Annotated in this window: 12 protein-coding genes and 1 pseudogene; 6 read left to right on the top strand and 7 right to left on the bottom strand. The window is 57.1% G+C overall.

Annotation, left to right across the window (positions count from 1 at the left end):
* The first annotated feature begins 154 nt into the window (after positions 1-154).
* Positions 155-2,248 (top strand): hybrid sensor histidine kinase/response regulator, encoded by a 2,094-nt coding sequence (locus KDX37_RS04430; protein ID WP_231651464.1) that lies wholly within the window; start codon positions 155-157, stop codon positions 2,246-2,248.
* Positions 2,249-2,263: 15 nt separating this feature from the next.
* Here the strand turns inward: KDX37_RS04430 and KDX37_RS04425 are convergent, their stop codons facing one another.
* On the bottom strand, positions 2,264-2,824 hold the full coding sequence (locus KDX37_RS04425) for an ankyrin repeat domain-containing protein (protein WP_264759135.1): 561 nt from the start codon (positions 2,822-2,824) through the stop codon (positions 2,264-2,266).
* Positions 2,825-2,875: 51 nt separating this feature from the next.
* Positions 2,876-4,381, bottom strand: coding sequence for a catalase KatB (katB, locus tag KDX37_RS04420; protein WP_231651462.1), 1,506 nt, complete (start codon positions 4,379-4,381; stop codon positions 2,876-2,878).
* 568 nt (positions 4,382-4,949) lie between these two features.
* Between katB and KDX37_RS04415 the strand changes: the two genes are divergently transcribed.
* From KDX37_RS04415 to KDX37_RS04405, 4 genes and pseudogenes are all read left to right on the top strand, one after another.
* On the top strand, positions 4,950-5,675 hold the full coding sequence (locus KDX37_RS04415; RefSeq protein ID WP_231651461.1) for a GNAT family N-acetyltransferase: 726 nt from the start codon (positions 4,950-4,952) through the stop codon (positions 5,673-5,675).
* A gap of 155 nt (positions 5,676-5,830) precedes the next feature.
* Positions 5,831-6,772 (top strand): annotated as a pseudogene (locus tag KDX37_RS29670) (methyl-accepting chemotaxis protein); the annotation flags it as partial.
* Positions 6,767-7,471, top strand: a complete 705-nt coding sequence (locus KDX37_RS29665) for a methyl-accepting chemotaxis protein (RefSeq protein ID WP_406641506.1) — start codon at positions 6,767-6,769, stop codon at positions 7,469-7,471. The pseudogene KDX37_RS29670 and the gene KDX37_RS29665, both read left to right, overlap by 6 nt.
* A 180-nt stretch (positions 7,472-7,651) precedes the next feature.
* Entirely contained in the window at positions 7,652-8,506 is an 855-nt protein-coding gene (locus tag KDX37_RS04405) for a CAP domain-containing protein (RefSeq protein WP_231651459.1), read from the top strand.
* Between the two features lie 41 nt (positions 8,507-8,547).
* Here KDX37_RS04405 and KDX37_RS04400 read toward each other — a convergent pair whose 3' ends face one another.
* From KDX37_RS04400 to KDX37_RS04390, 3 genes are all read right to left on the bottom strand, one after another.
* Positions 8,548-8,976, bottom strand: a complete 429-nt coding sequence (locus KDX37_RS04400; RefSeq protein ID WP_231651458.1) for a nuclear transport factor 2 family protein — start codon at positions 8,974-8,976, stop codon at positions 8,548-8,550.
* A 171-nt stretch (positions 8,977-9,147) separates the two neighbouring features.
* Positions 9,148-10,713: a methyl-accepting chemotaxis protein gene (locus KDX37_RS04395; RefSeq protein WP_406641503.1), complete on the bottom strand. Its 1,566-nt coding sequence runs from the start codon at positions 10,711-10,713 to the stop codon at positions 9,148-9,150.
* A gap of 201 nt (positions 10,714-10,914) precedes the next feature.
* Complete coding sequence (locus KDX37_RS04390) at positions 10,915-11,532, bottom strand: TetR/AcrR family transcriptional regulator (protein ID WP_231651456.1); 618 nt, start codon at positions 11,530-11,532, stop codon at positions 10,915-10,917.
* Between the two features lie 222 nt (positions 11,533-11,754).
* Between KDX37_RS04390 and KDX37_RS04385 the strand changes: the two genes are divergently transcribed.
* Positions 11,755-12,279, top strand: a complete 525-nt coding sequence (locus KDX37_RS04385) for a DUF3237 domain-containing protein (RefSeq protein ID WP_231651455.1) — start codon at positions 11,755-11,757, stop codon at positions 12,277-12,279.
* Positions 12,280-12,515: 236 nt separating this feature from the next.
* On the opposite strand, the gene KDX37_RS04380 is transcribed toward KDX37_RS04385, so the two are convergent.
* Positions 12,516-14,570, bottom strand: a complete 2,055-nt coding sequence (locus KDX37_RS04380) for a TonB-dependent siderophore receptor (RefSeq protein WP_231651581.1) — start codon at positions 14,568-14,570, stop codon at positions 12,516-12,518.
* Positions 14,571-14,786: 216 nt separating this feature from the next.
* The gene (locus KDX37_RS04375; RefSeq protein ID WP_231651454.1) at positions 14,787-15,218 is read right to left on the bottom strand and encodes a GNAT family acetyltransferase; all 432 of its coding nucleotides are present in this window, start codon (positions 15,216-15,218) and stop codon (positions 14,787-14,789) included.
* Positions 15,219-15,255 lie beyond the last annotated feature (37 nt).

The raw sequence follows: 15,255 nt of genomic DNA, 5'->3' as shown, positions 1-15,255 counted from the left end.
TTCGAGACGATTTGCCTGGCCCAAAAGCGCAAATCACAACAATTCAGCGCCAAAATGCCATTATTTTTGCAAGCGACGGTTTTTTCTCGTAGCGTGCTCGTGCCGACCTGCTCGATGGGAATACGGCGACACTCATCTCCCAGGTGCAGCCGCTTTGACCCCGACCGATATACCTGATCTCCAGAGCCGTTTTCAGGCTCTCGAAGCCGAGAACGCCCAACTCAGGGAGCGCCTCAGCATCAATGGCCAGAAAGCCCAGGATGCGCTGGCTTTGTCGCAGGAACGTTACCGTTTTCTGTTCGATGCCATGGACGAAGGGTTCTGCATCATCGAGTTTTTCGACGGTCCGCATGGGTCGCTCAGCGACTACATCCATATCGAAGCCAACCCTGCCTATGAGTTTCATGCCGGCATTCCAAATGTCGTGGGCAAGAAACTGAGGGAGATGGTCCGTGAAGAGGCGGACGGCTGGGTCGAGTTTTACGGCAAGGTGCTCCACACCGGTCAGCCGGTCCGCTTCGAGCGTGAACTGGAAGCGACGGGGCGTTATCTGGCGTTGACAGCCTTTCGCATCGAGCCTGCCAGTCGCAGGCAGGTCGCAGTGCTGTTTCAGGACATCACTGAGCGCAAGCGCGCCGAGCTGGCACTCAAGCAACTCAATGAGACCCTGGAAGCGCGAATTATCGAAGCTGTTGCCGAGCGCAAGGTATTCGCCGATGTGGTCAACGGCACCAACGCATTCATTCATGTGATCGACTTCAATTACCGCTGGATCGCCATCAACGGCTCTGCAGCACGCGAGTTTGAGCGTCTGTTCGGCGTGCGCCCCAAGGTCGGCGACAACATGCTGGAGTTGCTCAAGAATCGGCCTGAAAGCAAGGCCGCACTTGAACAACGTTGGGCGCAGGCTTTGGCAGGTGAAGAGTTTGCCGAGAGTGCCAGCTTCAGTGACTCGAATGACCCGTCGCGGCATTTTGAAATACGGTACAGCACGCTGCGCAACGCCGAGGGCCAGGCCATTGGCGCTTACCTGTTCGCCTATGACGTGAGTGAGCGTCGGCGCGAGCAGGACCGCCTTGGCCAGGCTGAAGAAGCGTTGCGTCAGTCACAGAAGATGGAAGCGGTCGGCCAGTTGACCGGCGGCATCGCGCACGATTTCAACAACCTGTTGACGGGCATCACCGGCTCGCTGGAGCTGCTCAAGGCTCGGCTGAGTCAGGGCCGCTTTACGGAAATTGATCGCTATGTGGCGGCTGCGCAGGATGCATCCAAACGTGCCGCGTCGCTGACTCATCGCCTGCTGGCGTTCTCCAGGCGCCAGACTCTGGACCCCAAACCGGTCGATATCAACCGGCTGGTGGTCGGGATGGAAGAGCTGATCCGTCGTACGGTCGGCCCGCACATCACCGTCGAAGTGGTGACCTCGGTGGGGATGTGGTCCACTTTCATCGACGCGCCGCAACTGGAAAACGCGTTGTTGAACCTGTGTATCAATGCGCGCGATGCCATGCCGCGTGGCGGGCGTATCACCATTGAAACTGCCAACAAGTGGATCGACCAACGTGCTTCCGAGAGCCGTGACCTGTCGCCGGGGCAATATCTGGCGTTGTGCGTCAGTGACACGGGAACTGGCATGTCGCCCGAGGTCATGAACCGCGCCTTTGATCCTTTTTTCACGACCAAACCGTTGGGACAAGGCACAGGCCTGGGTCTGTCGATGGTTTACGGTTTCGTGCGTCAGTCCGGCGGGCAGGTGCGCATATATTCCGAACCGGATCAGGGCACGACCATGTGCCTGTATCTGCCTCGCCACTATGTTGGGGCGCCAGAAGAGACTGCCGACGCTGAGTGTGCGCAAGCAGTGCCGACGCTAAGTGCGCAGACGGTCATGATCGTCGACGACGAGCCCACTATCCGCATGCTGGTGTCCGAGGTTCTCGAGGACCAGGGCTATATAGCGATCGAGGCGGGTGAGGGTGCGTCAGCGCTCCGAGTGCTGGAGTCGGACGCACGTATCGACCTGTTGGTTACGGATGTCGGCTTGCCGGGTGGCATGAATGGTCGACAATTGGCCGACGCAGCGCGCGTTCTGCGCCCAGGCTTGAAGGTGCTGTTCATCACCGGTTACGCCGAAAACGCCATTATCGGCAATGGCCATCTGGACCCTGGCATGTGGGTACTGACCAAGCCCTTTACCATGGAAGCGTTCGCCAGCCGCATTTACAAGATGATCGACGCCGAGGACTGACGCGATTGGCGTCGATCAGCGCGCTGGCTGGACCTGGAATTCGCCTTTGGAAAGGGCCTGGACGTCATTGCCCATGCTGTCGCGGATACTCAAGTCAGCACCTTGATCGGCCAGTGCCTTGAGCACTTCGGTGCGTTTGAACAGGGCCGCATACATGGCAGCGGTCTGCCCTGCGTTGTTCGTCAGGTTGGGCCCGCAATCGGCTTGCACCAGGCGTTTGGCAATGCTCAGCTCGCCTTTGAAGATCGCGCCCATCAGCGCAGTATTGCCGCGATTGTCCTTGGCGCAAGGGTCTGCACCGGCATCAATCAGGCGCACGACCGAATCTTCATGGCCGTGATAGGCGGCGAGAATCAGTCCGGTATAGCCCTGTGGGTCTCGAGTGTTGAGGTCGTAGTGAGCCTCGATGAAGGTGTCCAGCATCGGGTTGTTGCCTTCGCGCGATGCGTCAAAGAACAGCGTACGCAATTGGCTGGCGGTCTGTTCGGCGTTGAGTTGCGAAGGTGCTGCAGGGTCGGCAGCGCTGACGACAGTGGCACACAACAGCAACCCATAAAGGAAGGTTCTCACTGGCATTCTCCTGCTCTGGCCCGCCCCGGCAGATGGCCGGAGCGGGACATCAGATCATCAGTCTTTGAGGTTGGCGGCCAATGACTTGACCTTGCTCAGGTCACCCTTGGCCACTTCAGTGACACGGGTGCCATAAGACGGGTCTGCCTTGTAGAGGAACGACAGGATGATGTTTTTGCTCTCAGTGTCGGTGTCGGCCAGTGATTCACCGAAACTCTGCACCAGGTCGGTCTGCTCTTTTGCATTGTAAGAGCGATACAGATCGCCAGCCTGCTTGAAGTTCTGCTCACGCGTGATCTTCGCTTGCTGGGTGGTGCCGCTGACCGGCAGTTGGCTGTAGCGCGCTGTGTCATCGGACGGGCGCGGTTCCAGACGGCTCGGCTCGTAGTTCACACCGCTGGTGGTGTGCCCGGTGTTCAGCGCGCCGTCCTGATTGCCGTTGTTGACAGCCACTCGCGGCTGGTTCACCGGCAGGCTCATGCCGTTGGCACCCAGGCGATACATTTGGGTGTCAGCGTAAGAAAACACTCGGCCCTGCAGCAGGCGGTCTTCGGAGGGTTCGATACCTGGCACCAGGTTGGCGGGTGCCATGGCGACCTGCTCGGTTTCCTGGAAGAAGTTGTCGACGTTCTTGTTCAGGACCATCTGACCGATTTTCTTCTCGGGAACATCAGGCCAGATCTTGGTGGCATCGAGCGGGTCGAATTCGAACTTCGCCAAATCTTCAGGCTTGAGCACCTGCACATACAGGTCCCATTTCGGGAAGTCACCTTTCTTGATTGCGCCGACCAGATCGTTGGTCAGGTGGCTGTAGTCCTTGGACTGGACCTTGGCCACTTCTGCCGGATCAAGGTTCTTGATGCCTTGCAGGGTCTTCCAGTGGAACTTGACGTAATGCACTTCGCCCTTGGCGTTGACCAGTTTGTAGGCGTGAACACCGTTGCCGTCCATGAAGCGATAGCCTGCGGGTGTCCCTTCGTTGGAGTACAGCAGGGTGAGCGTGCGGGTAGCTTCCGGGACATGGGAGAAGAAGTCGAACCGGCGCGAGTCATTGTCCAGGTTGGTGCGTGGGTCAGGCTTGAAGGCGTGCACCATGTCCGGGAATTTGATGGCATCGCGGATGAAGAACGTCGGGAAGTTGTTGCCTACCAGATCCCAGTTGCCATCGGCGGTGTAGAACTTGGTGGCGAACCCGTGCGGGTCACGCAGTGTTTCCGGCGAGTGATTGCCGTGCACCACGGAAGAGAAACGCACGAACACAGGGGTCTTCTCACCTGACTTGAAGACGGTCGCCTTGCTCAGGTCACTGATGTCTGCGGAAGCGGTGAACTCGCCACGTACACCGGTGCCGCGTGCATGCACGACGCGCTCTGGAATACGCTCGCGATCAAAGCGTTGCAGCTTTTGCAGCAATTGTACGTCTTGCAGAAGCACTGGGCCGGTCGGGCCAGCGGTCTGAGAATTCTGATTGTCCCCAACCGCCGCGCCATTGTCGCGGGTCAGGGTATCGGCTGCATGGGCCGTCGGAATTGCTATCAAGCCGACTGCTGTTAAACGAACCATGTGTCTGGACCAGTTTAATAACGGCATTTTGAATCCCTCATATTTTTTTAGTAGGCCCGGTAATCTTATGCGCGTGCGAAAGACGGGATGATTATAAAAATTTATCGCTGCGATTAAGATAAATAGTAGGGGTGAAATGGAACTGAAAAACGAGGGTTCTTATTTTTGCAACCTGTTGAAATTATTGGTTTTGTCTTATATGTTTTGCATCATTCTTCATTATTTGTTAAAGAATTTTTGCTGCGAAATGGCATCATAAATCTGTTATTTTCAGGGGGTTCGTATCCATTTATTTCCACTTTATTTCAGAACGACCGTACTAAATTGGCAGATTTCAAGTGTGGGCAATGGCTAAATGATACTGTCTTTCGGCGCAACTAATGGCTTAGTGCAAGCATGTAGAGAATAAAAACCGGTGGTATTCCTTAGTTGCCATCACCGGCGCAAGTCAGTGCCAGCACCGCTGCCGGATATGCACTCAGGCACCTCGCATGCCGCTATTCGGTCCTCTTCTGCCTGAAGCGTTATCATGTCCGGCCCATGCTCATTCTTCGGAGTCCGACGTTCCATGCCCACCATCATGCTGTTGCAAACCCCGCCGCCGGAATTCATTCGCAGCCAGATCCAGCAGATGATCGTGGACTATGTCACCGACGTCAGCCTGGTCGCCATTGCGCCGAGCAACCCGCTCTACAACCTGTACCAGTACGGTGTCGGCTACGAAGTCCACCTGTACCTCAACGCAATGGATGGCTCGAAAGACCTGGCTGTCGAGCTGATTGTGGCGCTTGACGACGAAGACCCTGAAACGGTGCTGGGGTTTCTCTTGTATTTACCTGTGCAGAACGATCCTGACGCCTGCGCCGTGGCTTACATGGCGGTGCGCCAAAGTCACCGTCGGCAGGGCATCGCGCGCCTGATGATCGAGAAGATGGTCGGCCGTTATCCCCATGCCGAGCTGTATTGCGTAGTTGGCAAGGTGCCGTATTTCACCTCGATGGGCTTTCAAATGCTTGGCGCGCGGGGGCCGCAAGTCATCATGAACACGCGTGACCACGGCACCAATGGCTTGCTGGCTGTCATGGACATCGCCCCGATCTACAGTTCGGTGGAGGTGCGGCAGATTCACGCTTATCTGCTCAAGCAGCATGGTCAGCGCGCAATGGCGGACGCGGAGAAGCAACGCGATCGCCAACTGGACCAGATGACGCGCAAGACCAAGGACTTTGTCGACCAGTGCCTGGGCCAGAATGGGGCGTCTGACGAGGCGAGCGAGCCTGTCCGGATCCACTGACAAGGCGTGGTCAGGCGCTGATTTGAGCGAGCAAGAAAATAAATCGTTGAACGAAGTGGAACGAAGGAAAAGGTGTGAAGTCATTATGACATCACTGATATCTGAAAGACATTTCAGCATAGACCCCAATCCCGGAATTTCAACGAGCACGCCGCATGAATCTTCTCCGTCAGTCCAAGTTTTCGACCAAGCTTCTCTCAGCATTCATCATCTGTGCGCTGATCACCATGGCGGTAGGCGGTCTGGGTATGGTGGGGATCACCCGCCTGGCAAGCGCTCTGGAGCAGACCTTTACCAATAATCTGGTCTCGGTCGGCAATACCAACGAGACACTGACCAGCCTGACTGCCCACAACCGAGGCCTTTATCGTCTGCTGGATGCACAGGACGGTGGCGTCTCCGAAACTGACAAGGAGCGTGTGCGTCAGGCACTGGCTGATGACATGGCGCGCGCTCAAAAGGTGTTTGCAATTTACCGCGCCACTCCGCTTGAGGATGACGAGCGCGTCGCTGGTGACCAGCTTGAGCAATTGCTGCCAGGTTACGTTGCCGGTTCTCAGCAAGTGATCGAGTTGATGAGGGCGGGTGACTACGGCAACGCCCGCAGCCGCTTGAACACGCTCTCCACCGAGATGTTCACCAAGGCCCGTGGTTACCTGCGGACCATGATCGATTCCAACAACCGTCAGATCAAGGAAGGGGCAGCCGCTGCCGCCGAACTCAAGGCGCATTCGATGTGGATGATGGAATTGGGCATCGTGATTGCATTTCTGGTGGCCATCTCGCTGGGTGTGATGATAACCCGCATGATCACCCGTCCTCTGGCTGTTGCAGTGGCAAGCGCGCAGCGCATTGCTGGCGGTGACCTGACACAGCCTATCTCGACTGATCGCGGTGACGAAGCCGGGCAGTTGCTCAACGCGCTGTCGGACATGCAGACCGGACTGAAAAGTACGATCACCCAGATCGCCAGTGCAGCTGATCAACTGGCCTCGGCTGCCGAGGAACTCAGTGCCGTGACAGACGAGAGCACCCGTGGCCTGACCCGTCAGAATGACGAAATTCAGCAGGCGGCGACTGCGGTCAACCAGATGACTGCGGCCGTCGAAGAAGTGGCACGCAATGCCGTGTCCACCTCTGAAGCATCGAAGACTGCTACAGAAGATGCGGTTGACGGTCGTGGACAAGTCGATCATACCGTCAGGGGCATCACCACGATGGTGAATGAAATCACCGAGTCGACGGGCGCGGTATCTGAACTGGCCGGGCATGTGCGTGAAATCAGCAAGGTGCTGGACGTGATTCGCAGCATCGCCGAACAGACCAATCTGCTGGCACTCAACGCTGCCATTGAAGCTGCTCGTGCTGGCGAACAGGGTCGCGGGTTTGCGGTGGTCGCCGACGAGGTTCGCGCACTGGCCCACCGTACCCAGGCGTCGACTGTAGAGATCGAAGGCATGATCAGCACCGTTCAATCGGGCGCCGACGGTGCTGTAGCGGCCATGGGCAAGAGCCTTACGCTGGCCACCAGCACTCAGGAACTGGCTGAGCGTGCCGGTGCTGCGCTGGAGAAAATCACTCAGGGCGTCGCTACCATCAACGAGCGCAACCTGGTCATCGCCTCTGCTTCCGAAGAGCAGGCACAGGTTGCTCGTGAAGTGGACCGCAATCTGTTGAACATTCAGGACCTGTCGACGCAAAGCGCTGCCGGTGCCAACCAGACCAGCGCTTCCAGCCAGGAACTGTCACGTCTGGCGACCTCGTTCAATACGCTGGTGGCGCAATTCCGTATCTGACCCCGTCCATCTTGAGCTGAAACCTGCGTCCCGGGATCCGGCAGATTTTGTGCCGGTACCGGATGCAGTGACCAGGTCTTCTGCATTTCCTACTGAAACCTGTCTCGATGTCAAAAAGGTCTTGCGCTGGACAGGGCGGAATCGCGCATCATAAGTGCACTTGGCCCAGTGGAGTCTTTCATGCGTTTCATCTCATCCGTTTTGCGCTTGACCACCTTGTCATTGGCAATGGTTTTCGCTGGCACGGCGCTGGCGACCGATGAAACGCAATTGGTCGATTCGATCAATGCCTATCGCGGACAGTCGCAGCGTTGCGGCGAGCAGGTCTCGATGGAGCTTCCGCCGCTGGTCAAGGACGCCCGCCTGATATTGCCTGCCAGTGGCGGTGTCGACCTCCAGCAGGCACTGGCGCGCGCTGCCTATCCCATGGTGACTGTACAGGCCATCACTCTCTCCGGGCCGCGTGATGCAGCATCGGCCATGCAGGCTGTGCAGGAAAGTTTCTGCCATGTCGTGCTCGACCCACAATTCACAGATGTTGGCGTGAGCCGGGACGGGCGTGATTGGCGCGTGGTGCTCGCGCGCTCGCTGGTCGCTGCGCGGCTGGGCGATTCGCAGGCAGAAGGACAGAGGATTCTCGAGATGGTCAACACTGCACGAACCCAGGCCCGTCAGTGCGGGGCTCAGTCCTTCACCGCGACGACGCCGCTGGTGTGGAACGCGACATTGGGTACGGCAGCTCAAGGTCATTCACAGTCCATGGCCAACAATAACTTCTTTGACCACAAGGACCGCGATGGACGCACGCCGGGTGATCGCGCCGAACTGGCCGGTTATCTCGGCCAGCAGATCGGTGAGAACATTGCCGCTGGCCAGGATACCGCGCGCAAGGTAGTCGACGGCTGGCTGGCCAGTCCCGGACACTGCGCCAACCTTATGAACGCCGGTTTTCGTGAGCTTGGTGCAGCGTATGCCATTGACCCGAAGAGCGACGCCGGCATTTACTGGACCGCCATGTTCGGCACTCAGGAGTAGCGGCAAGAGTGCCGATGTCCGGGGTGGCTAAGCGGTAACCACTAGAAGCGGAACGCCTGACGGCCGATCAGCAGCCATTGGCCTTTCTGTTTTTGCCAGATCTGGAAATTTTCGATTTCAGTCGGTACGACCTTGCCGCTGTTGACCGCCTGCGCCGAGAAGTGGTTACGCACCAGAGCTACGTCACCGGAAAGAGTGATCTTCTGGTTAAGCATCTTCAGATCGTTGAAGGCGCTCTTGCCCGTTTCGATGTCTGCAATGAACGCCTGCTTGTCCTGAATGTTGCCGCCTGAATGTCCATAGGTCAGGTTCTCGGCGGTCAAGGCGTTGAGTTGCGCTATATCCTTGTGCCACATGGCTTGAGTCAACTTGTCGACCGCCTGCGCGACATCCGCCTCGTCCGTAGTCGCCGCCATTACAGAACCGGTGAACAGGCATACAAAACCCACAAGCAGTTTCAGCTTTTTCATGAGCGTTCCTTTTTTAGGTGCATTGCTGGCGCTATGCATCACAACAGATGATTACATTCGTCTGTCGTCGTACAACATAGCCTGAGGTTGAAGGGCTGACAAGGTGGGCAAGGCTGAAACGGTGAGGGGGGTGATACGCCGGTGATAGCGCCCGGCGTTATCAGACAGGACTCAAACCCTGAATTGCTTGGTCAAGCGGTTCAGGTCAGCGGCGAGGGACGACAGCTCGGCGGTGGCAATAGCGGTCTGGTTCGAGCCTTCCGAAGTCTGGCTCGACAGGTCGCGGATGCTGACCAGGCTTCTGTCCACTTCGCGGGCGACTTGAGCCTGTTCTTCGGCAGCCGTGGCGATCATCAGGTTACGCTCGTTGATCTGGCTGATGGAACGGGTGATTTCGAGCAACGCCTTGCCAGCACCGTTGGCCATTTCCAGAGTCTTGTGTGCCTGAACGCTGGTCTGATCCATGGCTGTCACGGCGTTGCTGGTGCCGGACTGGATCGAGCTGACCATCTGCTCGATCTCGCGCGTGGATTGCTGGGTACGGTGCGCCAGTGCGCGGACTTCATCGGCTACCACGGCGAAACCACGACCCGCTTCACCTGCGCGTGCCGCCTCGATCGCGGCGTTCAAAGCCAGCAGGTTGGTCTGTTCGGCGATGGCGCGGATTACGTCCAGCACTTTGCTTATGTCGGTGGCCATGACTGCCAGGCCCTGCACTTCGGTCGAGGTAATCTGGACTTTCGAAACCATCAGATTGATGGCGGTTACCGTCTCGTCGACCTGCGTGCGTCCCGCCATGGCGGCCGAGCTCGACTGCGAGGTGACCTCCGAAGCCGATGCCGCGTTGCTGGCCACTTCTTCGACAGCCGCGCTCATCTGGTTGACGGCGGTGGCAGCCATCTCGATCTCGTTGGTCTGGCGCTGAATAGTGCGCGAGGCATCCTCGGTCACTGCATGCATCTCTTCGGAGGTCGCCGCCAGTTGCGTGGAGGAGTCGCCAATCAGGCTCAACGCGCTACGCAGATTGGTCTGCATGGTCGCCAATGCGGCAATCAGCTTTGCAGACTCATCGCTCCCTTGAACCGTGATGTTTCTGCTCAGGTCGTTGCTGGCGATTCGTTGCGCGATATCCAGCGATTCGCCTATGGGTACGGTCAGACTGCGGGTGTAGAGCACGGCCAGAAAAAGGGTCGTGGCAACGCCCAGCGCGATGAAGATACCGACCGTCCACAATGTCTCACTGTAGGCTTTCTCGGCACTGTCGCCGGCACGTTGAGCTTTGGCGTCATTGATACCTATCAGCTTTTGAAGGGTCGCCTCTACCTGATCTGCCGCGTTTTTCATTTCGTTGTTGGAAATGGCCACGGCGGCTTCCAGGTTGCCGTCTGCCACAAATGCAAGGTAACGGTCCTGGGCAACCTGATAATTGGCGTTGGCTTTATTGAGGGTTTCGAAAACTGCGCGTCCCTCGTCGGTGACGAGATAGGTGCGCAATGTGTCCGAATATCGGGTAATGAGCGAGCGCGACTGCTGAATATCGCTCAATGCCTTCGTTTTGCGATCCTGAGGCTCTATCGGGTTACGCACACGTGCATTGTTGCCCCGTATGCTGACAAATTCGCGATCAAGCTGACCCAGCACCTTCACGCTGGGCAGCACATTGGTCTCAATAAATTTTTCAGCTTCGTTGAGTATGGCCGCCTGCCTTAATGACAGAAACCCCAGTGCAACGATCATCAAACAGAAAACACCAAAACACAGTGCCGAGCGAGGGGCAAGATTGAGTTTCCGTAGGATCATGGTGTTTCTCCATAGGTGAGTAACAACCTATCGCCTGCGGCTGGCTTTTCTTGATCGGATGGCCGGTTTGACTCGACCGTCCATCTGAAACGTTTCCGTGGTAAGTACGCCGCCCTCGTCTGTATTTCTTGTTCGTGGTCAGCGTTGCGCCATACCCAGCATAAAAGTGTCCACTGCCCGGCTGACCATCAGATGAATGTTCTCGGCGCTTAGCGGCTCGGGTGATTGCTGGTAGAGGCGAATTTCGGTTTCGGCCGTCAGCAACGCAGTCAGCTGAAGTGCGGCGATCTCCGGATCAGCGGCACGCAGTTGTCCGCGCTCCATCGCGAAGGTCATGAGCGTGGCGATCGTCTGCAGGCATTCTCTGGGTCCCGACTCGTAGAACATCATGCCGATGTTCGACCGGCCAGACTCTGCGACGACCATGCGGTAAACGTCCAGGGCGGTGTTGTCGTTGATCAGCACCATCAGCATGCGTTCGCCAAAACGAACGAGAATGTCGCGCAGGTCAACCTCACGCTCGTTGTAAGTTGACAGTTCTGACACTGCGTCGGCCAGGTGCGAAGTGGCATGCCTGTTCACGACGGCGATGAAAAGATCTTCTTTGGAAGGAAAGTAACTGTAGATCGTCGCTTTGGAGCCACCCATTCGTTTGGTGACTTCATTCATCGAAGTACGCTCGTAGCCCATTTCGAGGAAAACGCTTGCCGCCGCATCAATGATGGCTTCACGGCGAGCTTCTGTACGCACCTTCATTTGAATCCTCAATCCTGCAATGAACCAACCCATGCATATTAATGCAAAATCAAATGGACTAAAACTGAACCGTTCGGTACGATTTATTTCGTCTCTGTGGAGCTTACTGGAAATGAGGCTTCAGATAAACGTCGCACGGACGCATTGGCCAGATGGCGAAACGATTTCATGCAGTTTTGCCCTTTTCTCTGCGTTTGAACGAACCCTGGAGTGAGCCGACCGATGAACATTATTGATTTCAAAAAGCCGCGCAGTACCTCCAATCGCGAGGTGGCCACGATCAAGGCGCCTGCGCTGCAAAAGGTATTGACCGTCATTCTGCGGACCGATGCGCCGACATTGATGGGTATCTGCAGCGATGGATTGCGTAGCAACAGTTCGATTCTGGGTGGCGAGTTTCATGGCGAAGATGTCCGAGGTTCGGTGCTTCCCGGCGGCAGTGACCTCTTTGTGGAATTATCTGGCGAACTCGCCTTCTTCAACGCACGTTTTACGCTGCGCACTCAGTTGGGTGAGTTGATCAATGTCGAGAACAGAGGCGTCCTGCTGATGGACGAAATCGGACAGGACCAGCTGCAAAGCGGAGTCTGGCCGATTACCGAAGGGCATTACCAATGCACTTGTACACCGCAGTTCCAGGTGTCACTGGGACCGAACGACTGGCTTGAAAAAAGCGTGTTCATCGGCAAGGTCGAATACGTCTATCCCAATGAAACCCTGATCAATTTCTACCGGATAAAGTTTTAAGCGGATCAGTTGTCCAGATGTCGCGAGCAACAAGCGGATCAAAGATTTCCGGGCTTTGGTGCACACCGCTGACGGACTCAGCGGCGTGAGGTCGAGTTGACTCACTCGGTTGGAAAGGATCTTGTGCGCAGCGCGTCTGGACAGGCAGTCGGCAAAGGGGTTGATCTGATCTTATCGCGCCGCGTTTGCATCGGGTGCCGAAGCAGGCCTGGCAAAGGCTGCTCCGGCGACGTGCGTCAGAACGTGACGCTGGCGCTCAGGCGAGCCGTACGCGGCTCGCCAACGTTGACCTGCAGTTGGCTGCCGGTGCTTGAAGGGTAGTACTGTTTGTCGAACAGGTTGTCGACGTTGAGTTGCAGGCGGGTCTTGTAACCGGCCACAGGCACATCCCAGCGCAGGAAAGCATCGGCCACGGTGTAGCTGCTCATGTAGAACGAGTTGGCGTCATCACCAGCACGCTCGCCGACATATCGCGCACCGCCGCCCGCATGCCAGTCGCCAGGACCGGATGGAATTTCCAGATGATGGGTCAGATACAGGCTTGCGGTGTGTCTGGGTGCTTGGCTCAGACGATTGCCTTTGTTACTGGGGTCGTCCAGCACTTCGGTATGGGTGTAGGCGTAGGTGCCGATCATGTCCCAGCGCTCTGCGATACGGCCCGTTACGTCAAGCTCTATACCTTGTGAGCCGACTTTGCCTGCGGCTTCGCTGACACCCGTCACGCCGGTCGGGGTCACGACGTTTTTCTTCTCGATATCGAACACCGCCAGATTGAAATCCAGGCCTGGTGCGAGCGCATATTTGGCGCCGACTTCATAGCTGCGACCTTCTTCAGGGTCGAACGTTGTGCCGTCGTCATTGACCTCTTCGTTGGGCACAAACGAGCGGCTGTAATTGCCGTACAAAGAAAGGTCTTCAGTGACTTTGAACACCAGACCTGCCATGGGCAGGAATACATCATCACTGGTATCCAGGTTTACGGCACGGTTGCTGCCCAGACCTTGAGCGATGTACTGATCGTAATGCTGATAGCGGCCGCCCAGTATCAGGATCCAGCGTTCATTCAGGTGCCAGTTGTCCTTCAGGTAGAGCGATGACGAGGTCAACTGATTGCTGAGGTTGCTGGTGGTCTGACTCACGACGCTGGGCTCGGGCAGGCTGCCATAAGCCGGGGCAAAAATGTTGAAGCCGTTCTGGGCAGTGTTGCGGTAGGTCTTGCCGCGAAACTTGTCGGACTCCTCCTGTTCTGCCCCTATCAACAGGTCATGTTCCTGGCCCAGGATCGTCTGTTTTCCCATGAAGTCCCAGCTGGCATAGCGGGTTTCATAGTCGTAATGGCCACCGTTGGCCTGACGGCGCAGTACGCCGGTGCTCGACAGTGTGCTCGGTTGAGCTATCGCAAGGCTGTATCGATCGTTGTTCCAGCCGTAGGTCAGGCGGGTTTTCCAGTCGTCACTGAGCTGGTACTCGAAGCGTGCGGTGGCGGTTTCGCTGATACCCACCGTGTCGGCCCATTTTTCATCCAGACGTTTGTCGTAACTGACGTCGGCCGGGTGACCGCCGCTGAACACGGTGCCGCGGTCAAACGGGCTGACGTAATCGTTGTATTCGTAGGCCAGCGTGAGGCTTGCGCGTTCGCCGGTCCATGACAGGGACGGGGCGATCAAGGTGTGTTGGTCAACGCCATAGTTGCGCCAGTAGTCTTCGCTCTGGCGCTCGGCGACCAGCCGATAGGCCAGTCCGGTGTCGCCCAGTGGGCCTGTGGTGTCGATACCGAAGTTGCCGCCACCTTCACTTAATGCCGAGCCGCTGAGCGTAGTGCTTTGCACGTACTGAGGCTGCTTGCTGATGACGTTGATCACGCCGCCCGGTTCCATCGCGCCATAGAGCAGCGAAGCCGGGCCTTTGAGGACCTCGACCCGGTCGGTGGTGGCGCCGAAGTTTTTCGAAACCACCGAACGTACGCCATCGCGCAGGATCGAGCCGTCGTCATTGGTGCCGAAGCCACGCTTGACCAACGAATCCTTGGTATTGCCCAGTGTGTTGCCCTGACTGACCCCGCTGACGAACTTCATGGCGTCGTCCAGTGAGCGCACGTTGTAGTCGGCAATGGTCTGCGGTGTCACGACGTTGACGGATTGCGCTTCTTCCTTGAGCGGCACATCGCTTTTGCTGGCAGTGCTGGCACTTTTTGCGCTGTAGCCTTCCTCGGTTTGAGTGGACGCAGCGGATACCTGCGTCGCGGGCAATGTCGCCGCCTCGACAGCGTAAGCGTTGCCGCTGGACCACATGGCCAGCGACAGCGCAGACAGCAGGAAGGGACCGAAACGGCAAGAGTGCAAGGAGGAGGTGTTCAAGAGGAAGGCTCTGTTGTGACGTTAATAGCAATAATTGTAATTTGATATTAATTCTCATGTAAATGCATGAATTATCCGCCTGCTTGCCCGAACTGAAACATGAGCACGTTTTGACGCGCCATCGGGCTGGTCAAGCGAGGATCAGACGGCTCATTCGACATTCACGTCGAGACGCTTGCCCATGCTGATGTGATGTTCCTGGTTGTAGCCCAGTGTCTGATAAAAAGCTTTTACGCCTTCGTTGGCTGCACGAATCTGCAGATTGATCTTCATGCATCCACGCTCGGTCAATGCTGCCTCGGCGTGCTTCACCAGCGCGCTGCCCAGGCCCTTGCCCCGATGCTCTGGATGTACCGCTACCGAATACAGCCAGCCCCGATGACCGTCATAGCCAGCGATGATCGTACCGGCGACGTCACCCGCTTTGACAGCTATGAAAAACAGCCGATCGGCGACGGCCAGCTTCTTGTCGATTGACAGAGAGGGCCGCTGGTGCGGCAGCGTGTCATTGAACACGGTTTTCCAGAGCTGAATGACCGCCTGGCGATGCTGTGCGTCTGAATACTCGACAATGGTGTTCACGGTGCAACTCCTGATGGGTTACACCAACGCTACTGCC

The sequence above is a fragment of the Pseudomonas californiensis genome (assembly GCF_021147775.1).
GTDB lineage: Bacteria > Pseudomonadota > Gammaproteobacteria > Pseudomonadales > Pseudomonadaceae > Aquipseudomonas > Aquipseudomonas californiensis.
The sequence above is the reverse complement of the archived record's forward strand: the minus strand, read 5'-3'. Positions and strand labels throughout refer to the sequence as shown.

Coding starts and splice junctions, on each gene's coding strand:
- KDX37_RS04395 (WP_406641503.1), bottom strand. CDS start 10,713: ATGATCGTTGCACTGGGGTTTCTGTCATTAAGGCAGGCGGCCATACTC.
- KDX37_RS04385 (WP_231651455.1), top strand. CDS start 11,755: ATGAACATTATTGATTTCAAAAAGCCGCGCAGTACCTCCAATCGCGAG.
- KDX37_RS04380 (WP_231651581.1), bottom strand. CDS start 14,570: ATGTGGTCCAGCGGCAACGCTTACGCTGTCGAGGCGGCGACATTGCCC.
- KDX37_RS04390 (WP_231651456.1), bottom strand. CDS start 11,532: ATGAAGGTGCGTACAGAAGCTCGCCGTGAAGCCATCATTGATGCGGCG.
- KDX37_RS04425 (WP_264759135.1), bottom strand. CDS start 2,824: ATGCCAGTGAGAACCTTCCTTTATGGGTTGCTGTTGTGTGCCACTGTC.
- KDX37_RS29665 (WP_406641506.1), top strand. CDS start 6,767: ATGACTGCGGCCGTCGAAGAAGTGGCACGCAATGCCGTGTCCACCTCT.
- KDX37_RS04405 (WP_231651459.1), top strand. CDS start 7,652: ATGCGTTTCATCTCATCCGTTTTGCGCTTGACCACCTTGTCATTGGCA.
- katB (WP_231651462.1), bottom strand. CDS start 4,381: ATGGTTCGTTTAACAGCAGTCGGCTTGATAGCAATTCCGACGGCCCAT.
- KDX37_RS04400 (WP_231651458.1), bottom strand. CDS start 8,976: ATGAAAAAGCTGAAACTGCTTGTGGGTTTTGTATGCCTGTTCACCGGT.
- KDX37_RS04415 (WP_231651461.1), top strand. CDS start 4,950: ATGCCCACCATCATGCTGTTGCAAACCCCGCCGCCGGAATTCATTCGC.